Annotated in this window: 19 protein-coding genes; all 19 read left to right on the plus strand. The window is 62.3% G+C overall.

Annotated features, from left to right (window positions below; genetic code table 11):
- Positions 1-302: 302 nt before the first annotated feature.
- The 19 genes from uidB (at position 303) to HAV21_RS07580 (ending at position 21,048) form a co-directional block, all read left to right on the plus strand.
- Entirely contained in the window at positions 303-1,676 is a 1,374-nt protein-coding gene (uidB, locus tag HAV21_RS07490; RefSeq protein ID WP_166841236.1) for a glucuronide transporter, read from the plus strand.
- A gap of 108 nt (positions 1,677-1,784) precedes the next feature.
- Complete coding sequence (manD, locus tag HAV21_RS07495; protein ID WP_142936842.1) at positions 1,785-3,014, plus strand: D-mannonate dehydratase ManD; 1,230 nt, start codon at positions 1,785-1,787, stop codon at positions 3,012-3,014.
- 7 nt (positions 3,015-3,021) lie between these two features.
- The gene (locus tag HAV21_RS07500) at positions 3,022-5,292 is read left to right on the plus strand and encodes a gluconokinase, GntK/IdnK-type (protein WP_166841237.1); all 2,271 of its coding nucleotides are present in this window, start codon (positions 3,022-3,024) and stop codon (positions 5,290-5,292) included.
- Positions 5,293-5,605: 313 nt separating this feature from the next.
- Positions 5,606-6,730: a multiple monosaccharide ABC transporter substrate-binding protein gene (gene chvE, locus HAV21_RS07505; protein WP_347877617.1), complete on the plus strand. Its 1,125-nt coding sequence runs from the start codon at positions 5,606-5,608 to the stop codon at positions 6,728-6,730.
- Positions 6,731-6,859: 129 nt separating this feature from the next.
- Positions 6,860-8,389 (plus strand): multiple monosaccharide ABC transporter ATP-binding protein, encoded by a 1,530-nt coding sequence (gene mmsA / locus HAV21_RS07510; RefSeq protein WP_142936839.1) that lies wholly within the window; start codon positions 6,860-6,862, stop codon positions 8,387-8,389.
- A 5-nt stretch (positions 8,390-8,394) separates the two neighbouring features.
- The gene (gene mmsB, locus HAV21_RS07515) at positions 8,395-9,678 is read left to right on the plus strand and encodes a multiple monosaccharide ABC transporter permease (protein WP_166841238.1); all 1,284 of its coding nucleotides are present in this window, start codon (positions 8,395-8,397) and stop codon (positions 9,676-9,678) included.
- Positions 9,679-9,717: 39 nt separating this feature from the next.
- Positions 9,718-10,701 (plus strand): LacI family DNA-binding transcriptional regulator, encoded by a 984-nt coding sequence (locus HAV21_RS07520; RefSeq protein ID WP_166841374.1) that lies wholly within the window; start codon positions 9,718-9,720, stop codon positions 10,699-10,701.
- Positions 10,702-10,706: 5 nt separating this feature from the next.
- Positions 10,707-11,279 (plus strand): orotate phosphoribosyltransferase, encoded by a 573-nt coding sequence (gene pyrE, locus HAV21_RS07525; protein WP_166841239.1) that lies wholly within the window; start codon positions 10,707-10,709, stop codon positions 11,277-11,279.
- Between the two features lie 15 nt (positions 11,280-11,294).
- Positions 11,295-12,419: an alpha/beta hydrolase gene (locus tag HAV21_RS07530; RefSeq protein ID WP_142936836.1), complete on the plus strand. Its 1,125-nt coding sequence runs from the start codon at positions 11,295-11,297 to the stop codon at positions 12,417-12,419.
- A gap of 109 nt (positions 12,420-12,528) precedes the next feature.
- The gene (locus HAV21_RS07535) at positions 12,529-13,503 is read left to right on the plus strand and encodes an ATP-binding cassette domain-containing protein (RefSeq protein ID WP_166841240.1); all 975 of its coding nucleotides are present in this window, start codon (positions 12,529-12,531) and stop codon (positions 13,501-13,503) included.
- On the plus strand, positions 13,500-14,414 hold the full coding sequence (locus HAV21_RS07540) for an ABC transporter permease (RefSeq protein ID WP_166841241.1): 915 nt from the start codon (positions 13,500-13,502) through the stop codon (positions 14,412-14,414). Before HAV21_RS07535 ends, HAV21_RS07540 begins: the two co-directional genes overlap by 4 nt.
- Before the next feature lie 187 nt (positions 14,415-14,601).
- Positions 14,602-15,711 (plus strand): class V lanthionine synthetase subunit LxmK, encoded by a 1,110-nt coding sequence (gene lxmK / locus HAV21_RS07545; protein WP_166841242.1) that lies wholly within the window; start codon positions 14,602-14,604, stop codon positions 15,709-15,711.
- Positions 15,708-16,709, plus strand: coding sequence for a T3SS effector HopA1 family protein (locus tag HAV21_RS07550; RefSeq protein ID WP_166841243.1), 1,002 nt, complete (start codon positions 15,708-15,710; stop codon positions 16,707-16,709). The genes lxmK and HAV21_RS07550 overlap by 4 nt, the downstream gene beginning before the upstream one ends.
- Positions 16,710-16,821: 112 nt before the next feature.
- On the plus strand, positions 16,822-16,995 hold the full coding sequence (locus HAV21_RS07555) for a hypothetical protein (RefSeq protein ID WP_165450138.1): 174 nt from the start codon (positions 16,822-16,824) through the stop codon (positions 16,993-16,995).
- A 92-nt stretch (positions 16,996-17,087) separates the two neighbouring features.
- Positions 17,088-17,261, plus strand: a complete 174-nt coding sequence (locus HAV21_RS07560) for a hypothetical protein (protein ID WP_165450137.1) — start codon at positions 17,088-17,090, stop codon at positions 17,259-17,261.
- Between the two features lie 109 nt (positions 17,262-17,370).
- Positions 17,371-18,009, plus strand: coding sequence for a flavoprotein (locus tag HAV21_RS07565; RefSeq protein WP_243753164.1), 639 nt, complete (start codon positions 17,371-17,373; stop codon positions 18,007-18,009).
- Complete coding sequence (locus HAV21_RS07570; RefSeq protein ID WP_166841245.1) at positions 18,006-18,884, plus strand: hypothetical protein; 879 nt, start codon at positions 18,006-18,008, stop codon at positions 18,882-18,884. The genes HAV21_RS07565 and HAV21_RS07570 overlap by 4 nt, the downstream gene beginning before the upstream one ends.
- Positions 18,881-20,134, plus strand: a complete 1,254-nt coding sequence (locus HAV21_RS07575) for an insulinase family protein (protein WP_166841246.1) — start codon at positions 18,881-18,883, stop codon at positions 20,132-20,134. The genes HAV21_RS07570 and HAV21_RS07575 overlap by 4 nt, the downstream gene beginning before the upstream one ends.
- Positions 20,131-21,048: a hypothetical protein gene (locus HAV21_RS07580; protein ID WP_166841247.1), complete on the plus strand. Its 918-nt coding sequence runs from the start codon at positions 20,131-20,133 to the stop codon at positions 21,046-21,048. The genes HAV21_RS07575 and HAV21_RS07580 overlap by 4 nt, the downstream gene beginning before the upstream one ends.
- Positions 21,049-21,051 lie beyond the last annotated feature (3 nt).

The following is a 21,051-nucleotide window of genomic DNA, read 5'->3' on the forward strand; positions in this document are numbered from 1 at the left end:
ACGTGGTCGACTGGCACCCTTAGCGTCCAACACCGCAAACCCATGCGTTGTGGGGCCCACTCTGCGTGCCTCGACGCGATCTTGGGGCGCAGAGCGGGCCTCACAAGGGAAGAGATTTGGTGTAACTTTCAATGAAATATGGCGGCAACCGATTGCCAAACGCTTGCCAAGGTGACTAGAGTTACATCAGCTGCACAAGCCGGTCCCCTTCCAGTGATCGCCCTCGGGGATCCAATCCCCGTGCGAAGTCCACTGTCGAGTCGGCTCGGACCGCAATGACGCGAAGGGTAAAGGAGCCCGCATTGAAAAAGCTCAGCAAACTCAGCATCGCCGGCTATGGTGCCGGCGATGCCGCCAACAATCTTGCCTTCACCACCGCCACGATGTTCCTGCTGGTGTACTACACGGACGTCGCAGGAATTTCGGCGGCCGCAGCCGGCACACTGCTCCTGGTGGTGAGGATCTTTGACGCGTTCGCCGACGTCTTCGCCGGACGTATGGTTGACCGCTCCTACAGCAAACGCTTTGGGAAATTCCGGCCGTTCATTATGTTCGGCTCCATTCCGCTCCTGCTCCTCAGCGTGGCCACGTTCTCCGTGCCGCAGTGGGGTGAGGCGGGCACCTTGCTCTACGCCTATGTGAGCTACGCGGCCCTGGGGTTGGCGTACTCCCTGGTCAACATCCCGTATGGCTCGCTGGCCGGGGCCATGACGCAGGATCCCGGGGACCGTGCCAAGCTGGGCTCCGCCCGCACGGTAGGGGCACTGTTGGTCGGTTCCGCCCTGGGCATCTTCGTTGCGCCACTGATCAAGCCCGGCGCTGACCTCCAGACTACGTTCACCACCATCACACTGGCTTTTGTGGTGATCGGCGCGGCGCTCTACTTCTTCACGGTTCTCACCGCCAAGGAGCGCGTTCACCGCACGGTCCCCAATGTTTCCTTCAAACAGAGTATGGACACGTTGAAGACCAATCGTCCGCTGCTGATGCTGTGCCTGAGCTCCTTCCTTTTCCTCACCGGCTACATGGCGTTGTCCTCAGTTCAGCTCTACTACCTCCGCGATGTCCTGGGCCGCTTGGATCTCTTTCCGGTGCTTGCCATCGTCCAACTGGCCATGACCCTGGCCCTGGCACCTTTGATGCCGCGAATGGTCCGCAGGATCGGCAAAAAGAACGTCTATATCGCTGCCGGAACGCTGTCCATGGTGGGCGGAATTGTTGTCTTCCTCGCCCCACCTTCCATGGTTTGGGTTGGATTCTCCGGGTTGGTGGTCAGCCTGATGGGCGTCATGGCGGTGAACATCGTGGTGTGGGCCCTGGAGGCCGACACCGTTGAGTATGGCGAATGGAAAACCGGCGTCCGCACCGAGGGAATCACCTACGCGCTGTTTTCCTTCACCCGTAAGACCGGCCAAGCCGTGGGCGGCGCCCTGGCCGCCTATTGCCTCGCCGTGGGCGGGTACAAGTCGGGGGCGGCTCAGAGTGCGGAAGCCATGCAGGGAATCCAATTCGCCGCCGGAGCGCTGCCGGCCATCATGACCATCCTGGCGATAGCGGTGATGGCCAAATACAAGCTCACGGACGCAGTGCATGCGCAGATTGTGGGGGAGATTCGTGCGCGCCGTTCTGCGGACGCCGCGGAGGCTGCACCTGCCGGTCATGCCGCACGCGGCTAGACGCTCCAACTACACAATCCAAAATATTCGGCAACCGGTTGCCACTGGATGCAATCCAACCTAAAATCGTACTTAATCTCAACCAGCCACATCCCGAAAGGAAAAGCTGTGAAAATCATTGCCGCTGAAGTCTTTGTGACCAGCCCGTCCCGTAATTTTGTTACTTTGCGCATCACCACGGAGGACGGTGTAACGGGCATCGGTGACGCCACGCTCAACGGCCGTGAACTCGCCGTCGCTGCCTACCTCAAGGAGCACGTGGCGCAGCTGCTCATCGGCAAGGATCCGCACCGGATCGAGGACACCTGGCAGTTCCTCTACCGCAGCTCATACTGGCGCCGCGGCCCCGTGACCATGGCGGCGATTGCCGCCGTCGACATGGCGCTGTGGGACATCAAGGGCAAGATCGCCGGGATGCCGGTGTACCAGCTGCTGGGTGGCGCTTCCCGCAACGGTTTGCGGGCCTACGGCCACGCGTCCGGCGCTGACATTCCCTCGCTGTTCGACTCCGTTCGTGAGCACCTGGAACTGGGCTACAAGTCCATCCGCATCCAGACCGCCATCCCCGGCATCAAAGCCGTATACGGTGTGGCCGCACAGGCGCAGGCCTCGGGCGAACGCTATGACTACGAGCCCGCCGGCCGTGGCGCGTTCCCGCAGGAAGAGGACTGGGACACCCGCGCCTACCTGCGCCACCTGCCCACCGTGTTTGAAGCCGTCCGGAACGAGTTCGGCCCGGAAATCCCGCTGCTTCACGATGGCCACCACCGTATGACGCCCATCCAAGCCGCCAAGCTCGGCAAAGCCCTGGAGCCTTACGACCTCTTCTGGCTGGAGGACTGCACCCCGGCCGAGAACCAGGAAGGCTTGCGCCTGGTCCGCCAGCACACCACCACGCCGCTGGCCATCGGTGAAATCTTCAACACCGTGTTCGACTTCCAAACCCTCATCAAAGAACAGCTGATCGACTACGTTCGTGCTGCATCCACCCACTTCGGCGGCATTTCACCGCTGAAAAAGGTCATGGACTTCGCGGCCCAGTACCAGATCAAGTCAGGCTTCCACGGCCCCACCGATATTTCGCCCGTAGGTTTCGCCGCCCAGCTCCACGTGGGCCTGGCCATCCATAACTACGGCATCCAGGAATACATGCAGCACTCGGACAAGACCAACGAGGTCTTCCAGCAGTCCATGACCTTCAAGGACGGCTACCTGCACCCCGGCGACGAACCCGGCATCGGCGTCGAATTCAACGAAGAAGCCGCCGCCGCGTTCCCGTACCAGCAGGCCTACCTGCCGTACAACCGCCTCGTGGATGGCACGGTTCATGACTGGTAGAGAGGTCATGACTGATATAGCGCAACCCCGCCACCACATTGTGGTCATGGGGGTGGCCGGCTGCGGCAAGAGCACCGTGGGTGCGGCCCTCGCCGAACGCCTCGGTGCTGGATTCCTCGACGGCGATTCGCTGCACCCCCAGGCGAACATCAGCAAGATGGCCTCGGGTATTCCGCTGAACGACGACGACCGCGCACCGTGGCTGGCCGAAATCGGCAGGCGATTCCCGGCGTCGAACTCTGCTCTTGTCATCGCGTGCAGCGCGCTCAAGCGCTCCTACCGGGACATCATCCGCAACGCCGATCCATCCGTGGTGTTCGTGCACCTGCACGGCACCCGGGAGTTGCTAAATGCCCGCATGACTGCCCGTCCCAGGCACTTCATGCCGGCCTCGCTGCTGGACTCACAACTGGCTACGCTGGAACCGCTCAGGGACGACGAGGCCGGGATCGTTGTGGACATCGCACTGCCTGTGGAGGACATCGTGAATGACGTACATGCCGCGTTGACAGGACAGTCCGCTGCGTCTGCCGGGCCGCACCTGGTGGACTTGACGGCCGCTCCCTACAACCTGGACGACGCCGCGGTGGAGTGGGTGGAGAGCACCATCGGTTCCATGACGCTGGAAGAGAAAATCGGCCAGCTCTTCATCAACCACAACAACGATTACTCCCCGGAGTACCTCGACGGCGTGCTGGAGAACTTCCACGTAGGCGGCATGCGGTACCGGCCGGGGCCCTCTGCAGCCGTGCAGGAACACATCCGCTACGCCCAGTCCAAAACCCGCATTCCGCTGCTGATCGCCTCCAATCCGGAGATGGGGGGCGCCGGCAGTTGCGACGACGGCACGTTCGTTTCCACGCACCTGCAGGCAGGCTCGCACCCGGACAAGACCATTGCACGGCAGATGGGCCAGGTGGCCGGCGTCGAAACTGCTGCGCTGGGCTGCAACTGGGCCTTCGCGCCAATCGTGGACATCCACTACAACTGGCGGAACACGGTCATCTCCACGCGGGCCTTTGGAAACACCCCGGACATAGTGGTGGAACGGGCAAAAGAGTACTTCGACGGCATCAGCGAATCACCCACCGTCTGCGCCATGAAGCACTTCCCCGGTGACGGTATTGATGAGCGGGACCAGCATGTGGTCACGTCCTACAACACCCTGGGATATGACAAGTGGAACGCCAGCTACGGGCACGTGTACCGCGAAATGATCGGGCATGGCGTGCAGTCCATCATGGTGGGCCATATTGGTGCTCCCGAGGTGTCCCGGCATTTCCGGCCAGACTTGTCGGACGCTGAAATCTTGCCTGCCACGCTGGCGCCGGAGTTGTTGCAGGACCTCTTGCGTGGGGAACTCGGGTTCAACGGGCTGGTCCTCACGGATGCGTCCCTGATGGTGGGCCTGACTCAGACCATGAAGCGCAAGGACCTGGTTCCTGCCACCATCGCAGCGGGCTGCGACATGTTCCTGTTCTTCCGGAACCCCGAGGAGGACTTCGGGTACATGCTGGATGGCTACAAGTCCGGGGTCATCAGCGAGGGACGTTTGCAGGATGCCCTGCGGCGGATCCTTGGCCTGAAGGCGAGCCTGGGCTTGCATCTCGCTTCGCGGGAACGGTTGGTTCCGGCGGCCGAAGCCTTGGCTGTTATCGGCAGCGAGGCCCACCGGGCCATAGCTGCTGACATCGCTGACAAGACCGTCACGCTGGTGAAGGACACTGCCCGCAACCTGCCGATCACGCCTCGGACCCATCCGCGAATCCGTCTCTACGGCATCTCCGGGGGCGCCGACTTCACCCGCGCAGATCCTCTGGCTTACCTGGATACCGTCCGGGAAGAACTGGAAGCCGCAGGTTTTGAGGTCAGCGTCTTCCAGACCGCTGAGCAGCGTGAGGCCGCGGGAGAGGCCGGCATGAACTTCATGCGGGTCCTGTCCGAGGAAGCCACCGGCGACTATGCGGAGCGATACGACGCCGCCTTCGTCTTTGCCAATGTGAAGGGCTTCGCGCAGGAGGCCTCCATCCGGATCAAGTGGTCCTCGCCCATGGCCGCCGAGATCCCTTGGTACGCCACGGAGGTTCCCACGGTGTTTGTCTCACTGAACCAGCCGAACCACTTGATCGATGTGCCTATGGTCAAGACCGCCATTCACGCCCACGCAGCAACACGCGAGGCCATTCGCGCAACGATCCAAAAGATCCAGGGTGAGTCCGGATTCCAGGGGACGTTCAATCAGAACGTGTTCTGCGATTCGTTCGACACCCGCCTCTGACAGCAGGCGTTAGCCCGGTACTGCCCACAAGGCGGTGCCGGGCTTTTTGCGTTACTCGGTGAAACCGCCAATTGTGAACGCTAACAACGTTTCATGTCAAGAGTCTTGGGAGCGGTTCTAGTCTGCAATCATTTCGTGATCCACGGCACTTGACCAGCGGTATTGTTAGCGTTCACAATGGCATTCGCATTACATACTCGTGGCATGCGGCATTCAACTGGCCGCAGACCATATATCGCTTCACCGTGCCGGACGCGCAGATGCTCCGGCTGCATCAGAGTTCGCGGCAATGCTGCCGCGGAAGGAGAGCATCGTGAGATTGAAGAAACTCCTGGGCGCCGTAGCGGTTGTCCTTACCTTGACTGTTGGAGCCACTGGCTGCGGTAGTCGCGGGGGCTCGGCCGAGTCCACCAGTAGTGCAAATCCCAGCGATTCGCTGGTTGGCATTTCGATGCCCACCCAGACGTCCGAGCGTTGGATCGCCGATGGCGCCAACGTTGAGAAGTCCCTGAAGGACCTTGGCTACAAGACGGACCTCCAGTTCGCCAACGATGACATTCCCACACAGGTTTCGCAGATCGAGAACATGCTGACGAAGGGCGCCAAAGCGCTCATCATCGCAGCGATCGACGGCACCACCCTGACAGACGTCCTGGCCAAGGCCAAAGAGCAGAACGTCAAGGTGATCGCGTACGATCGCCTCATCAACGGAACGCCGAACGTTGACTACTACACCACCTTCGACAACTACACCGTGGGTGTTCAGCAGGCCACTTCCTTGCTGACCGGCCTGGGCCTGGTTGACGCCAGCGGCAACAAAGTTGAAGGCAAGGGCCCGTTCAACGTTGAACTCTTTGCGGGCAGCCCGGATGACAACAACGCCAACTTCTTCTGGACCGGCGCCATGGACACCCTGAAGCCCTACATGGATGCAGGCACCTTGAAGGTTCCCAGCGGCCAGACCAAGTTCGAGCAGGCAGCCATCCTGCGCTGGCAGGCACCTGTTGCCCAGAAGCGCATGGAAGATATCCTCACCTCCGCTTACAGCTCCGGAACCAAGCTGGACGGTGTGCTTTCCCCGTATGACGGCCTGTCCATCGGCATCATTTCCGCGCTGACCAGCACCGGCGGCTACTCCACCGGCAACCTGCCGGTAGTCACCGGCCAGGATGCGGAGAAGGGCTCCGTGAAGTCCATCATCGCCGGCGAGCAGTACTCCACCATCTTCAAGGACACCCGCCAGCTCGGCGCACAGGCCGTGAAGATGGTTGACGCCGTCCTCAAGGGCACCGAACCGGAGACCAACGACACCAAGACCTACAACAACAAGGTCAAGGTTGTCCCGGCCTTCCTCCTGAAGTCCGTCATCATCACCAAGGACAACTTCCAAAAGGAACTGATCGACTCGGGCTACTACAAGGAAGCCGACGTCAAGTAATCACGTCCCCGGTCTGTGGCCCCAAACCTCTGTGTTGCTGTACGCAGTGCGGCGGGGCCACAGCCTCCCATAGAGCCTGCCCGAGTCCTCGGCCCGGGCCAAGTTCCAACCAGTCAGCGGGAATTGACGATGAACGTACCCATTCTTCAAATGCGAGGAATCACCAAGACCTTCCCCGGGGTAAAAGCCCTTCAGGACGTCACCCTGGACGTCAACCGTGGTGAGGTTCATGCCATTTGCGGCGAGAACGGAGCAGGGAAGTCCACCCTCATGAAAGTGTTGTCCGGGGTCTACGCCCACAACACCTTCGACGGCGACATCCTCTTTGAGAACGAACCCTGCGAATTTTCGAGCATCACCGATAGCGAGAAGCGCGGCATCGTGATCATCCACCAGGAACTGGCCCTGAGCCCGTACCTGTCGATTGCCGAGAACATCTACCTCGGGAATGAGCTTGCCAGGAACGGCTGGGTGGACTGGCGGAAGACCAACCTTGAAGCCGCCAAACTGCTGGCACGTGTTGGCCTCAGTGAAAACCCGGTCACCCCCATCCAGCACATCAGCGTGGGCAAGCAGCAACTGGTGGAAATCGCCAAGGCGCTGTCCAAAGAGGTGAAGCTCCTCATCCTGGACGAGCCCACCGCTGCGTTGAACGACGAAGACTCGGACCACTTGCTGGACCTCATCCTGCACCTCAAGGGCCAGGGCGTCACCAGCATTATCATCAGCCACAAGCTCAATGAGATCCGCAAGGTGGCTGACGCCGTCACCATTATCCGCGATGGCAAATCCATTGAGACCCTGCGCCTGGACCAAGGCCAGATCACCCAGGAACGCATTATCCGGGGCATGGTGGGACGCGACCTGGAGAGCCTGTACCCGGACCGGAACCCCAACATCGGCGAGGAAGTCCTCCGCATCGAAGACTGGACCGTCCAGCACCCCCAGGACCATTCCCGCATGGTGGTGAACAACGCCAGCCTCAACGTCCGCAAGGGTGAAGTGGTTGGCCTGGCCGGCCTCATGGGCGCCGGCCGGACCGAGCTGGCCATGAGCGTCTTCGGCCGGACTTACGGGCGGGCAGTATCGGGCAAGGTCTACAAGTACGGCCAGGAAATCGACACCTCCACTGTCTCTGACGCAATCGACCACGGGATCGCCTATGCCACCGAGGACCGGAAGCACTATGGCCTGAACCTGATCGAAGACATCAAACGGAATATCTCCATGGCTGCACTGAACAAGCTGGCCAAACGAGGTTGGGTGGACGGCAACAAAGAGACCACCGTCGCCAACCATTACCGGAAGAGCATGAACATCAAGGCTCCTTCCGTTGCTGCGATCACCGGCAAGCTCTCAGGCGGAAACCAGCAAAAGGTGGTGCTGAGCAAATGGATGTTCTCAGACCCCGACGTCCTCATCCTCGACGAGCCAACCCGTGGAATCGACGTCGGCGCCAAATTTGAGATTTACACCATCATCGCGGAGCTTGCAGCGGCAGGAAAAGCCGTCATAGTGATCTCCTCTGAGCTTCCGGAGCTCCTGGGCATTTGCGACAGGATCTACACCCTGTCCGCAGGCCACATCACCGGCGAAGTCCCCATCGCCGAAGCCACCCAGGAAACCCTCATGCACTTCATGACCCAAGAGAAGGAATAGCGAACATGTCCGCCCTACGAGAATCCCTTGGCTTCCTCACAAGCCGCCTCCGCCAGGTTGGCATCTTCGTCGCCCTGATCCTGATCGTCATCCTCTTCCAGGTGCTTACGGACGGCATCCTGCTCCAGCCACAGAACGTCACCAACCTGGTGGTCCAAAACAGCTACATCCTGATCCTGGCCATCGGCATGGTGATGGTCATCATCGCCGGGCACATCGACCTCTCTGTCGGTTCCATCGCAGGCTTCATCGGCGCTGTTGCTGGCGTGATGATCGTCCATTGGGGCTGGGCGTGGTGGCTCGCCATCCCGGCCTGCCTTCTGGTGGGTGCGTTGGTGGGTGCGTGGCAAGGCTACTGGATTGCCTATGTAGGTATCCCGGCCTTCATCGTCACCCTTGCAGGCATGCTGATCTTCCGCGGCCTGACCCTCATTACCCTCAAAAACCAGCAGATCACCCCGTTCCCGAACGAGTTGCGTGCCCTGGGCGGCGGCTTCCTGCCTGACATCTCCGGCGGCACATCCGTCCTGGAATGGCTGACAGTGATCCTGGGCGTCGGCGGTACGGCAGCCATTCTTTTCCAGGCCCTCAAGGAACGCCGGGTTCGCCGCAAGTTCAACCTTGAAAATGAACCGATGGCTTGGTTTGCCGTCAAGAACGGGTTCATTGCAGTCCTGATGCTCATCATCACCTTCCTCCTGGCCAGCTACCGTGGCACCCCGATCGTCCTGATCGTCCTTGCTGTCCTGGTGATCGTGTACTCGGCACTGATGAACAACAGCATCTTTGGCCGCCACACTTACGCGATCGGCGGCAACCTCCACGCAGCCGAGCTCTCGGGCATCAAGACCAAGAAGGTCACCTTCCGCCTCTTCGTCAACATGGGTGTCCTCGCGGCCTTGGCAGGACTGGTCTTCACGGCCCGCCTGAACTCGGCGCAGCCCGCCGGTGGTACCGGGTTCGAACTCGACTCCATCGCTGCGGCCTTCATTGGTGGCGCCGCAGTGCAGGGTGGCATCGGAACAGTAGCCGGAGCCATGATTGGCGGCCTGATCATGGGCGTCCTCAACAACGGCATGTCCATCCTTGGCCTGGGCACCGACTACCAGCAGCTCATCAAGGGCCTGGTGCTGCTGCTCGCCGTCGGCTTCGACATCTTCAACAAGAACCGCACCGGTTCCGGTGGAGGCTCCACCATGGGCCGCCGGTTCAAATGGAAGACCACCCCGCCGGCAACCGCAACGTCCACGCCCGCCAAGGCGGAGCCCGTCGCGGTCGACGCGAAGTAGCCACACATGTCCACAGGGGGAGCGGCGCGAGCTCCCGTCATGGGTGATGTTGCCAAGATGGCGGGAGTCTCGCACCAAACCGTTTCCCGCGTCCTGAACAACCACCCGAACGTCAGTCACCAGACCAAGCAACGCGTGGAATCGGCCATCTCCCAATTGGGCTACCGCCGCAACACCGCAGCCCGCAGCCTGGTCACACGCCGGTCCCGGACCATCGGAGTGCTTGCCTGTGAGACAGGCCAGTTTGGGCCCGCGAATACCCTCTTGGGAGTAGAACAAGCGGGCCGGGAAGCAGGGTACTTCGTCAGCATTGCGAACCTCCGCGAAGTGACCGACCACAGCGTTGAGGATGCCATGGCGCATTTCCGGAACCAGTCCGTTGACGGGATTGTCATCCTGGTCCCGCATCCGGATGTCCTGGCCGCCTTGCGCGATGTTTCCTTTCCCGTGCCGATCGTCGCCGTCGGGGCAGGCGCCGGCAACCAGTTGACGGGGGCATCCCTGAACCAGCGGCTGGGAGCCCGCCTCGCGGTTGATCACCTGATCGGCCTGGGCCACCGCCGTATTGCGCACATTTCCGGCCCGCCCCACTGGATCGACGCCGCCGAGCGCATCACGGGATGGCAGGAGTCGCTGAAAAATGCCGGTTTGCACGCCGACGTCCTGCTGCGGGGTGGCTGGGATGCGGCCTCCGGCTACCGCGCCGGCCTTGAGCTCATACAGCAGCACACCGTCACTGCCGTGTTCGTCGCCAACGACCAGATGGCAGTGGGTGTACTCCGTGCTGTCCAGGAATCCGGCCTGCACGTCCCGGGGGACATCAGCGTGGTGGGCTACGACGACCAACCCGAGGCTGAGTTCTTCATGCCGCCACTCACCACCATCAAACAGGACTTCGAGGAACTCGGCCGCCGATGCATGGAGGCGGTGCTGCAGCAACTGGACGGGGACGGGGGAGCGGGCGACCAGATCGTCAACCCCCGCTTAGTGATCCGCGCAACCACGGCGGCCCCACTAAACTAGGAGCCATGACTTCCACGCCTGATACTGCTGCAGCCCGCGCCCGCCTTCTTGAACTCATCAAAGAACTGGCGGTGGTCCGCGGCAAGGTGATCCTCTCCAGCGGCAAGGAAGCGGACTACTACATCGACCTCCGCCGCATCACCCTGCACCACGAAGCCTCCAAGCTGGTGGGTCAGGTCATGTTGGACATGATCGACGACGCCGGCGTTTCAGTTGAGTGCGCCGGCGGGCTCACCATGGGTGCCGACCCCGTGGGTACCGCTGTGATGCACGCTGCTGCCGACGCCGGCCGTGCCGTGGACGCCTTCGTTGTCCGCAAGGCCCAGAAGTCCTACGGCATGGGCCGCCAGGTGGAAGGTCCCTCGGTTGAAGGCCGCAACGTGGTGGTCCTCGAGGACACATCCACCACCGGCGGGTCCGCACTGACCGCCGTCGAAGGTGTCCGCAAGGCGGGCGGCAACGTAGTAGCTGTAGCGGTAATCGTTGACCGCAACACCGGCGCCAAAGAGAAGATTGAAGCCGAAACCGGAGTGCCGTACCTCTTCGCCTTCGGCAAGGATGAACTGGGCCTCGACTAAGCCTATGCTTGCTGCGTGGACGTTCAGGTAGGGAAGCTCCCGGCGCCGCCGGAGGTGACTGAAAACCTCCCCGCACCGGTGAGCGAGGAACCGGAGAAGGCAGCGGATCCGGGCTCATGGGCCCGGATCCTTCCCTACGCTGCCCGGTTGAAGAAAACGTCCCGCCGTAACTTCCTCATCACCGCCGGGGCTTCGGGGGCGCTCGCAGCGGACATGCTTTTCACCCGTCGTGTGCAGGCCGAGCGGCGAGCCACCAAGATCCTCCGTGTGCCGGATCCGTACTCGGACGTTTACTTTCCCAAAGCCAGCTGGATCCTCTTCCCTGGTTACAAAACCAGTTGGGAAGAGGCTCAATGGATCCTCAACTCGCTGCGCCCCGCCCTGCATCAGCGGGGCCGCCTTGCCGCCGTCGGATATTCCAACCTGGGACTGGACGTGGACGAAATTGTCCGCGAAATCATCCTGCACGTCCGTGAGCTGAAACTGGAGAAGCTGTACTTTTATGGCCACAGTTTTGGCGGCATGCTCGCCACCCAGGTAGCTGCCCGCCTGCTGGAGCTGCACGGCGTCGAGACGCAATTGATCGTCCTGGATTCGAGTCCCTTCAGCCGCGCCGACGTCCTGGACCAGAGCTGGTTCGACGGCGTGGTGTTTCTTTACGAGAATGGCTTCCGCATCCCATCGGTCCTGCGCGGCGGCTATGAACTGGGGGAGCGCGTGGCGCATAAGGATGAGCGGACGTGGCGGCAAATCCTCGATCAATCCTTGGAGCAGCTCTCGCCGATCGCCCCCTCCAGCGTGCTGATACAGACGGAATCGGCGTACATCTACCACTTTGACGGCCTCCGGCTGGCAGGAAAAATCGGTGGCGCCAAGATGGCCTTCATTGGCAATGCCAAGGACGCCACCGTGGATTATGAGTCGGCGCGTGCGGGGTGGAGCAAGGTCTTCGGGCCAAACATGGTGATGCCCACGCTCAGTACGGAAGGCGCCCGGCCCGCCCACGCCAGCCCGCAGTGGAACGGGGGCATCTACCGGCCACTGCTGGAACGCGTCCAGGATGAGCTCCAGCCGCTCCCGCCTGAGCCCCGGGAACCGTCATACCAAGAACCGAATGGCAAGGTCATCCGCCCGGCCTAGGTGAACTTTTGTACAAGTGAGCTCTGTACTCGAGTACAGGGTGGATATACCCGATCCTCCGTAGCGTCGTTCTTGACAGGAAATAAGAACGAATTTCGAGGAGCGAAGTATGAACGGCCTACAGCTCACGGGCATCAGCCGCAGCTTCGGTGACCGCAGGGTCCTCCACGATATGGACCTCACGGTCCATCGCGGGGAGATCGTGGGATTCATCGGCGGCAACGGTGCAGGTAAGACCACCACCATGCGCGTGATCCTTGGTCTGCTGACCCCGGACCACGGCGAAGTCACCTGGGAGGGCTTGCCCATCACGGCCAGGGACCGGAGGCGCATCGGGTACATGCCCGAGGAACGCGGCCTCTACCCCCAGATGCCGGTGAGGGATCAGATCATTCACTTCGCCTTGCTGGAAGGGCACCAACCCGAAGCCGCGCGTGGGGTTGCAGACGAACTCATAGCCTCCCTTGGCCTCCAAGGCCGTGAGCAGGCACTGGTTCAGGACCTCTCCTTGGGAAATCAGCAGCGCGTCCAGCTGGCGGTCGCCCTGGTTGGTAACCCGGCCCTGCTGGTGCTTGACGAGCCATTCTCGGGACTGGATCCCCTCGCCGTCGAAACGATGTCCCGCCTTATCCGGGAGCAAGCAGACCGGGGCGTCGGAGTTCTGTTCTCCTCGCACCAACTTGAGCTCGTAGAGCGCCTGTGCGACAAAGTATGCATTCTGGACCGCGGTCGAGTGACGGCAAGCGGCAGCGTCGTAGAGCTGCAGGATGACGGAAAGAGCCGTTGGAAACTCGGTTTCTCCCGGGCGGCAGATTCATTCGCCGCCGAAGTGTCCATGGCCCGCGGCGTCAACGTGGAGTTTTCTGCGGCCGACCGTACTACGGTGCTCGTCTCCGTGGACGGCTCAGAGCGGGACGTGCCCGGCGAAATCCTGGCAGCAGCGCAACGGCACGGCGGGCTGAAGAGCATCGCGTCCGCACAGAGGTCCTTGGCAGACCTGCTCGCCGGCAAGTTCATTTCGTCAGATCCAGAGACCACGCCGGGGGCGGAGCGCCCCCTCGACAAAGTTGGAGTATCGCAATGAGCACAACAACATTTGATCGCACAACCCGCAGTGCCGCTCCTTCTTCCGGCAGTGGACTACGCGAGACGCGCCTGATCATTCGACGCGAAGTCCTCACCAGGCTGGGGAACCGGACCATACTCACGGCAACGGGACTTCTGGCCCTTTTCGCCGGCGCCGCTGCCGGGATCGGCGGATGGTTCCTGGTGGACTCCTTGGGCGGGGCCGGTGCAATGAGCTTTGATCCTCGGGCCATTTTTGCCACCGCCATGATCAGCGCATTGCTGGCCTCACTGGTCTACTCGGCATCGAGCCTGACCTCGGGGGTGGTGGAGGAGAAATCATCGAGGATCGTGGAGATCCTCCTCACCAAGATCGGCATCGTCCCGTTGCTGGCCGGCAAGATGATCGGCATCGGGCTGGTAACCCTGGTCCAACTGCTGGCGATCGGCGGAACCGCCGTGGTGGGGTTCAGCGTGGTGGGGGGCTGGTCCCTCATCAACGTCGCCGTGGGTCCCAGCCTGCTGTGGTTCCTCCTCTGGTTCCTGTTGGGCTACGTGATATTCGCAGCCTTGAACGCGACCCTAGCCTCAACGGTTTCTCGGCAAGAGGACCTGGGCACAGCGGTCATGCCTCTATCAGTCCTGCAAATGGTGCTGCTGGTGGTCTCCCTCTACGTCCTGCCAATGAACATGGGAAACCCATGGCTGGAAGGGCTGTCCTTCGTGCCGCTGTTCTCCTCCTACCTCATGCCGATGCGCTTCGCACTGGAAGACGTGTCCACCTGGGAGATGGTGCTGGCCGCCGGCACAGCGGTGGCAGCGATACCTGCCCTGTTCTGGTTGGCAACCGTGATTTACCGGAACAACGCCCTGCGCACCGGCTCCCGTGTCTCGCTCCAGCAATCCCTGACCTCCGACGAGATGGCCTAACCCCCACCCCGTCACTTAGTCCACAAGCCCGAATCATCGGGTCTCTCCAGATAGGAAAAACCATGTCTGACAACAAGCGCAACCAGTCACTGGCCACCAAAAAGCTTCTCCGCAACGTGGCCCTTCTGTTGATCGGTGTCCTGGCCGCGTACGCGGTAACCGCCCTGCTGCTCTGAAGGAGACCCTCATGATGATTGACACGGCCCCGCACCCGCAGTCCATCACGCTGGCCGGCCTCCGCGCGGCCGATGTGGCCACCACCGTCCTTGCACGCCACGGCAGGGAGGCAGTGGAAGAGATTACCCCGGCCGCCTTTGCAGGCCGCAACGGCACCTGGAACATGAAGCTGCGGAGTGGGGAAAAGGTCTTCGTCAAGCAGATCTCCGCGCAGGCCTCCGGCCCGGCGGCCTTTGACCGCTCGGTAGCCTTCGCCGCCTTTGCAGAGCAGTCCCCCCACTTCGCGCCGGCAACGCCACAGCTCATTGGTAGCGACACCGGGAACGGCCTCTTGGTTTTTGAGCACTGCCCAGGAACCAGCCTGGCGCAGCTGCTGGTGGAGGAGACCATGCCGGACAGCTTCCCGGAGGAAGCCGGCGCGTTGCTCGCCCGGCTCCACTCCGGGCCCGCAGTCGGATTGGAACGCTCTGCACCTCCCAGCCCGCCGGTGGAAATGCTCGCAGTTGGCGTTCCGCACGCTCGCTACCTCGACTTCACCATGGCGGAGATGGCCCTCTGGGCTGAACTGCAGAACGATCGGGAACTGGTCGCCGCTGCGGGGCTGCTAAGGGCCACGGAACGGAAACACCAGGAACGTCCCATCCATGGCGACCTGCGACTTGACCAGTTCCACGTCCACAGCGGAGAGCTATGCGTCCTCGACTGGGAAGAATTCGGACTCGGCGATCCCGCCCGGGACCTGGGAATGCTGGCAGGCGAATGGATCTACCGGGCGGTCCTGGACACGGTCACCACCCGCGGAGGAGCCTCCGCACCCCCCGCCAGGTTCGACGACGAGAGCGCCTCGGCACGCATCGCCGAGCGGATGGCAGCCATTGTTCCGTCAATCCGACGGATGTGGACCTCGTATGCCGATCATGCCAACTACCACGATCCGGAGCTGCCGGTTCGGGCTACCGCGCACTTGGGGTGGCATCTGGTGGACCGAACAATCACCAGGGCTCCCATGGTGTCCCGGCTACCCGGCATCGAACGGGCTGCTGCGGGTGTTGGGCGCGAGGCACTGCTAACACCTGGCCACTATGTCAAAGCCCTCGGTTTCGAAAGGACACCTCGATGACGGTCATGCTCAACGCTCCCACACAGACTACATTCGAGCAGGTCTCATTCGAACAGGTACTGCAGGTCCTGAAACACCGGATTTCCATCGATGTTCGCGAGCTCACCGCCACCATAGACGCCACCAGACTCAGAGCAACCAGCCACACCGAGCTGCGCTCGCAACTGGCCGGAGCGATCTACACCCATCTGCACATCGGGCACCCAGGCATCGAGGCGGTGCCGGGCACTGGACACCAGGACCTGGCCGCGGCGCTGATTGCAGGCATCCCGCACCGCACGGTTGTTCAGGCAGCGACAGGACAGGCATCCGTTCAGGCAGCGTCGAAGAGGACGCAGCTGGGGACTTCGGTCCAAGGCGTTCCGCACCAGGTGGTGGAGCTATCCGGAGTGAAGGTCCTCTTTCCCGAGGAGGCACTGGTACGCAACCCCCTGGATGAGATCGTGGGGGTGCGTGTTCCCAGTTGGCGAAGCCGCACCACCCCCGGATTCCTCCTTGCACTCGGTGCCCACGGATCCATGAACCCTGCGGCCGCTTCAAGGCTCTATTTGTCCTGTTCCACGGCAGCAGAAGCTCTTGAAATGTGGCCGAAGATTCTTGGAGCCCTTGCCGCCAGCGGGCTAGGCCATCAGGTCAAGACCCTCTCCTCATCCCTTGCTTTCCCCCGCAGTGACGCGATGGTCATTTACATGTCAGCCAAACATGCGGACGCCGTGGCTTCCCTTGTTCGTCCTGCCCTGAGGTCCTTGTCCGGGCCGGACGCCCCTGCCTCGGTTTTCACCCATAGCGTCCACGACCGCCTGGCACTTGCCATGGAACCAAACGATCCGCGGCCGGGGTACCGGGGGCTCAGCTTCGGACAACACCGCTCGCGGGTACTGACGGACGCGCTACTCCGTGCGTCTGTGGAAAAGACCGACCTCCAAGCCGCCTGGGTTCTGGAAGCCCATGCGGCCTGCATCAACCCTCACCAGCCCGGATACAACGCCGGCCAGTGATGAAACCGGGCAGCGGCCCGCCGCTGCCCGGCACCCAAAAACCTCCCATGAGGAACCCAAAAAGAAAAAACCCATTCCCACTGAGTGGGAAGCAAAGAAAACAGGAGACACCATGTCCAACGCAGTTGTTAACTTCCACCAGGCCAACCTGACCGATCTGGCACGCGCCCACAGCACCTTCGCGGCTGCCGACGAGCTCGGCGGCGACGCTGCCACCGAAGCTCCGGCAACCTCACCGCTGTGCATCGGCATCATTGTTGGCGCCACCCTCGGTGCCGGCTGCTAAGTCACCCCTGGCACCACCGCAACAAAAGCTTTCACCCAGTAGCAACCCCGGACGCACCCAACCACGTGGTGCCATCAAAAGGAGACACCAGCATGACTCACGCCATCACCAACATCCCGCAGGCCGACCTCACGGACCTGGCCCGTGCGCACAGCACCTTCACGGCTGCTGACGAGCTCGGCGGCGACGCTGCCACCGACGCGCCGGCCACCACGCCGTTCTGTGCTGGGGTGATCATCGGCGCAACCCTGACCATGGGCTGCTAGGCAACTCAAACACGGGGAAGGCGCCGGCGAGGTGGTGGAAACATCATCACGCGGGCGCCTCCTGACCCATAACTGACCCACCCACCCCTCGTGAATGCTGAGACCTGCCATGACAACCACTGACAGCAGTCCTCGTCCAATATGGGCGGACCTCACCCTCGAAGCCTTCGGATACTCCAAGGTTGCCCTGATTCTCACAGGCTCGGCAGTCACCCAAGTTATGCCGTTCTGGATTGAGTGGGCGGTTTCAGCGGCGCCGGAAACGGAATTCAAGGTGGTCATGCGGGATTCCGCACAGCGTTTCATCACCCGTCACAGCATTGAGTCCCGCTTGAAATCCCGTGTACAGGCCGATATCTGGGGGGAAGAGCTCATTGCTGCACACATCGATTTGGCAGAGTGGGCGGACCTGATCCTGGTCTACCCGGCAACCCTTGACTACTCATCGCGCCTGGCTCACGGCATAGCCGATTCGCCGTCCTTGCTGGCAGCAATGACAACGGAAGCCCAGGTCTGCATCGCTCCGGCCTTGCCGCCCCGGGCCTTGGCGAACCCTATCGTCGCCGAGACCCTCGGGAAACTGCGCATGCCGGAAAACTTCCTGGTCATTGACCCCGTCCCTGGCCCCAGCGAGTCCAGCGACGTCGCCCTGGCCTGGGTGCCGCCGTCGTTCCCATCCGTGCTGCGCCGGCTGGAAGAGGAACGGCTCCTCCGTGCGGGGATGACCAAAGAGGCGGCTACTGTATGAGCGCCGCGATGGATTCCCGGCAGAAACCAGTCATCCACTCCACCCGGACCGAGTTGCTGTCCACCGGTGTATACGAGGTAGGCGGGGCTTATGAATGGGTCCACAGCCTGGGCGTCGGAGCGCCCATCCCTTTCTCGTCCCTGCCCATCAGCATCGATCCCGCGCCCGGCGCTGACCTCTTGGTGGTAGGCATCGGGGGTGATCGCCACCGTTCATACTCGACGCCGGCAGGGTCAACGGTCTTCGACCTCATCACGGCGGGGGTGCCCGCAAACCTCCGGGCGGCAGGGCGGGCATGGGGCACTGCCCTGAGCGTTCTCCATGAAAATGCTTCCCTCATCGACTTTCCGGGAAGTACTCCACGAACCGTCCAGCGGGCGGAGGTATGGCTGGGAGGTGCATGGGAGCCGGCCCGCGAAGTTTTGGGCGACCCCGGCCTGCAAGAGATCCGTCGATGGATCAAACGCGTACTTTCCGGCCCCCGCCAAGTCATAGCTCACGGATATCCGGGGATGGCCCATTGGGTGGTGACCCCTGATGGTGCAACGGGGTCGCTCCTCACCGGCGAGGACGTGGGGCTTGCCCACCCGGAATATGACATTGCTTGGGTGCTGGGGGAGATGGCGGAGCTGCATGCATTCCACCCTGTTCTGCGTCCAGCCCTTGAAGAACTGCGCGCAGGGTTCCTTGAGACCTGCGGAGAAGCTCCCGGACCGTCCGAGATTGGCCCGGCATTGGCCTTCAGGATCGCCCAGCATGCCTACGACTGGCACCACTATGCCGGCGCAGGAGAGGCCCAAGCGAAGGCGCTGCTTCACTTGGCTGGCTGGTACCTGGCCAGCCCGGCTGCGGACACCACCCCGGAGATGCGATGACTACCCCTACGATTCTTGGCACATTGGACGGCCGGGCCGTGCACGGCATGCAGCTGGACAGGGGAACACAGCTGATCGCGGTTCACGATCCCTCCGCGCGCATCCTCTCCGTCAGTCTGGGCGTGCCAGCGGGAATGCGCCATGAAAGGCCGGGGGAGGAAGGCATGCTGCACCTCCTCGAACACATGGTCTACCAAGACAGTGAGAACACCACGGCGTCCGAACGGCAGGCTTCGGTTCAGAAAGCCGGCGGAATCCTGGGCGGGAACACCCACATGGACTACTCCGAATTTTACGAGTCCGGTCCCACGGGACACCTCGAACAGATCTCACGTCGCTTGGTTGAGCAAGTCTTCCAGCCCGCACTGACCCAGGAGCAGATTGCGGAGCAGATAGACGCCGTGGCCACAGAACGGGCGCAGCGTTTGGCTCCGGCACCCGGGGGCATCCTGCCCTGGCCGCACCTGACGGCGCAATATTGGGCGGACCACGCCAACGGTCATGACGGCACCGGAGATCGTGATCTGGCATCCCGGGTCACCAGTGAAAAGCTTCACGCACTGCATCGCCGCCTTTATCGTCCCTCGGGGGCGGTTTTGACGGCGGTGACATCTGAAGACCCTGTTAAGACGCTCCGGTTTCTGGCGGCACCGTTCTCTGGAATTTCAGACCAAGCGTACGTCGTCCCTGTGGTGCAGGAGTCCGTGCGCAGGGGTGGTTCGGCGTCCAGGATCTGTTCCGGCGGAGCCACCTCCACTCGTTTACTTTCCGCCACGGCTGCAGCGTTGGGTCACTCTGCAGGCCCGGATCTCCTCGGTGACCTTGTAACAGCTGAGCTGCTGTCCCAGCAGGATGGCCTGGATGCCAGCGCTGGCTTGTTTGGCCCGGGGGACCTTACCCGGGATGATCTATTCGTCCTGGTGGACGACACCGGACAGGCCATAGACCCTTCCGAGAGATTCCGGGCGCTCGCGATCGCCGATGATGCGGTGATGATCTTTGCGGCCCGTCGCGCCGTTCTCCGGATGGAAAGGTTCACGCACGATGACCAACGGCTCGCCCGGACCGTCACCCGCGACGTGCTTCTGAGGGGGACGCCGACGTTCGCCGTTGAGCTGGCGGATGCCCTCGCCAAAATATCCGACGACGCCACGCGGCTCAGGCCGTTGGTCACCGCCGCGGCATGGCGTCTCGCCGAGCAGGAGTCCGTGTCAGTCATCGTCCAGCCTTCCGAGGAGGTTCTCCGATGATCATCACTCGCCGCTATCTGGCCCAGGTTGACCGGCGTTCCCGCTTCACCACGGTGTCGATGGGCTGGCGAACCGCTTCCGACGGCGTCCCGCACCTGCGTAGCGCCGTTTCCACGGCAGGTGAACGCTGCGGGCCGGCCCAGCAGCCGGTTGCCTTGACGTGGACGCCCGGCGATGGGGCCGTGGTCATGACTGCCACCCTGCCGGAGGCTGCGGTAGGGAGCTGGATTGACCATGTCATCAATACCGAACCCCCGGGAAGAGGGGAAGTGGGTGATCCCGTGCTTGCTGTGGTGGGTTCTTCCGGCGTTCTGGAAGAGCTTGAGGACAGCGTGTTGGAGCGGGAGGGAGAAGGGCCTCCAATCCCGCAGCCTGCCTTCCGGAGCACCATGAGGCAGACAACGGCCCAGGGATTCGAGCAGACCTTTGTCATTGGGCAGGATCCCGCAGGCGACGTTGGGTTCGCTGCTACTTTTCTTGCCATCTGCCTGGTGGCCGGAGGACCGGGAACCTTGCTGCCAAACGCGATTCAACAGTCCGGGCACCAGGCTGTACTCCAAGCCAGCCGGGGGCTGCAGGCCTCCACACCGACAGTGATGTGGCAGGTCATCACGTCCCGGCCCAACAGTACGGCCATTCTGGACACAGCGCTTTCCGCAGTGGCGGACTACAGGATTGCGGACCACTGGGAAGCAGTGGAGCAGGCAAGGGAGTTTGCGCGGACAAATCTGAACCGGGCGTGGCAGTCCCCGCTTGAACTGGCACGGTCCCTCGCCCACTACGAGGTGATGGGGTGGGGTGGCGAGCTTATCCGCAACCCGGATACGTCCCTCGATGGGGTGCGTTCCGCTGCCATCGAAAAGGCAGTCGAGGGCTTGGTTCGGCCCATTAAGGAGGTCCTTGGACGCAGCTAGTGC

It is taken from the genome of Paenarthrobacter sp. MSM-2-10-13, from assembly GCF_011605365.1.
Lineage (GTDB): Bacteria > Actinomycetota > Actinomycetes > Actinomycetales > Micrococcaceae > Arthrobacter.

What these genes read in the sequence shown, in the direction of transcription:
- HAV21_RS07570 (WP_166841245.1), top strand. Translation starts at nt 18,006, where the DNA reads ATGAGCGCCGCGATGGATTCCCGGCAGAAACCAGTCATCCACTCCACC.
- HAV21_RS07580 (WP_166841247.1), top strand. Translation starts at nt 20,131, where the DNA reads ATGATCATCACTCGCCGCTATCTGGCCCAGGTTGACCGGCGTTCCCGC.
- mmsA (WP_142936839.1), top strand. Translation starts at nt 6,860, where the DNA reads ATGAACGTACCCATTCTTCAAATGCGAGGAATCACCAAGACCTTCCCC.
- HAV21_RS07540 (WP_166841241.1), top strand. Translation starts at nt 13,500, where the DNA reads ATGAGCACAACAACATTTGATCGCACAACCCGCAGTGCCGCTCCTTCT.
- HAV21_RS07535 (WP_166841240.1), top strand. Translation starts at nt 12,529, where the DNA reads ATGAACGGCCTACAGCTCACGGGCATCAGCCGCAGCTTCGGTGACCGC.
- lxmK (WP_166841242.1), top strand. Translation starts at nt 14,602, where the DNA reads ATGATGATTGACACGGCCCCGCACCCGCAGTCCATCACGCTGGCCGGC.
- mmsB (WP_166841238.1), top strand. Translation starts at nt 8,395, where the DNA reads ATGTCCGCCCTACGAGAATCCCTTGGCTTCCTCACAAGCCGCCTCCGC.
- pyrE (WP_166841239.1), top strand. Translation starts at nt 10,707, where the DNA reads ATGACTTCCACGCCTGATACTGCTGCAGCCCGCGCCCGCCTTCTTGAA.
- HAV21_RS07550 (WP_166841243.1), top strand. Translation starts at nt 15,708, where the DNA reads ATGACGGTCATGCTCAACGCTCCCACACAGACTACATTCGAGCAGGTC.
- HAV21_RS07500 (WP_166841237.1), top strand. Translation starts at nt 3,022, where the DNA reads ATGACTGATATAGCGCAACCCCGCCACCACATTGTGGTCATGGGGGTG.
- HAV21_RS07520 (WP_166841374.1), top strand. Translation starts at nt 9,718, where the DNA reads ATGGGTGATGTTGCCAAGATGGCGGGAGTCTCGCACCAAACCGTTTCC.
- HAV21_RS07575 (WP_166841246.1), top strand. Translation starts at nt 18,881, where the DNA reads ATGACTACCCCTACGATTCTTGGCACATTGGACGGCCGGGCCGTGCAC.
- HAV21_RS07555 (WP_165450138.1), top strand. Translation starts at nt 16,822, where the DNA reads ATGTCCAACGCAGTTGTTAACTTCCACCAGGCCAACCTGACCGATCTG.
- HAV21_RS07565 (WP_243753164.1), top strand. Translation starts at nt 17,371, where the DNA reads ATGACAACCACTGACAGCAGTCCTCGTCCAATATGGGCGGACCTCACC.
- HAV21_RS07560 (WP_165450137.1), top strand. Translation starts at nt 17,088, where the DNA reads ATGACTCACGCCATCACCAACATCCCGCAGGCCGACCTCACGGACCTG.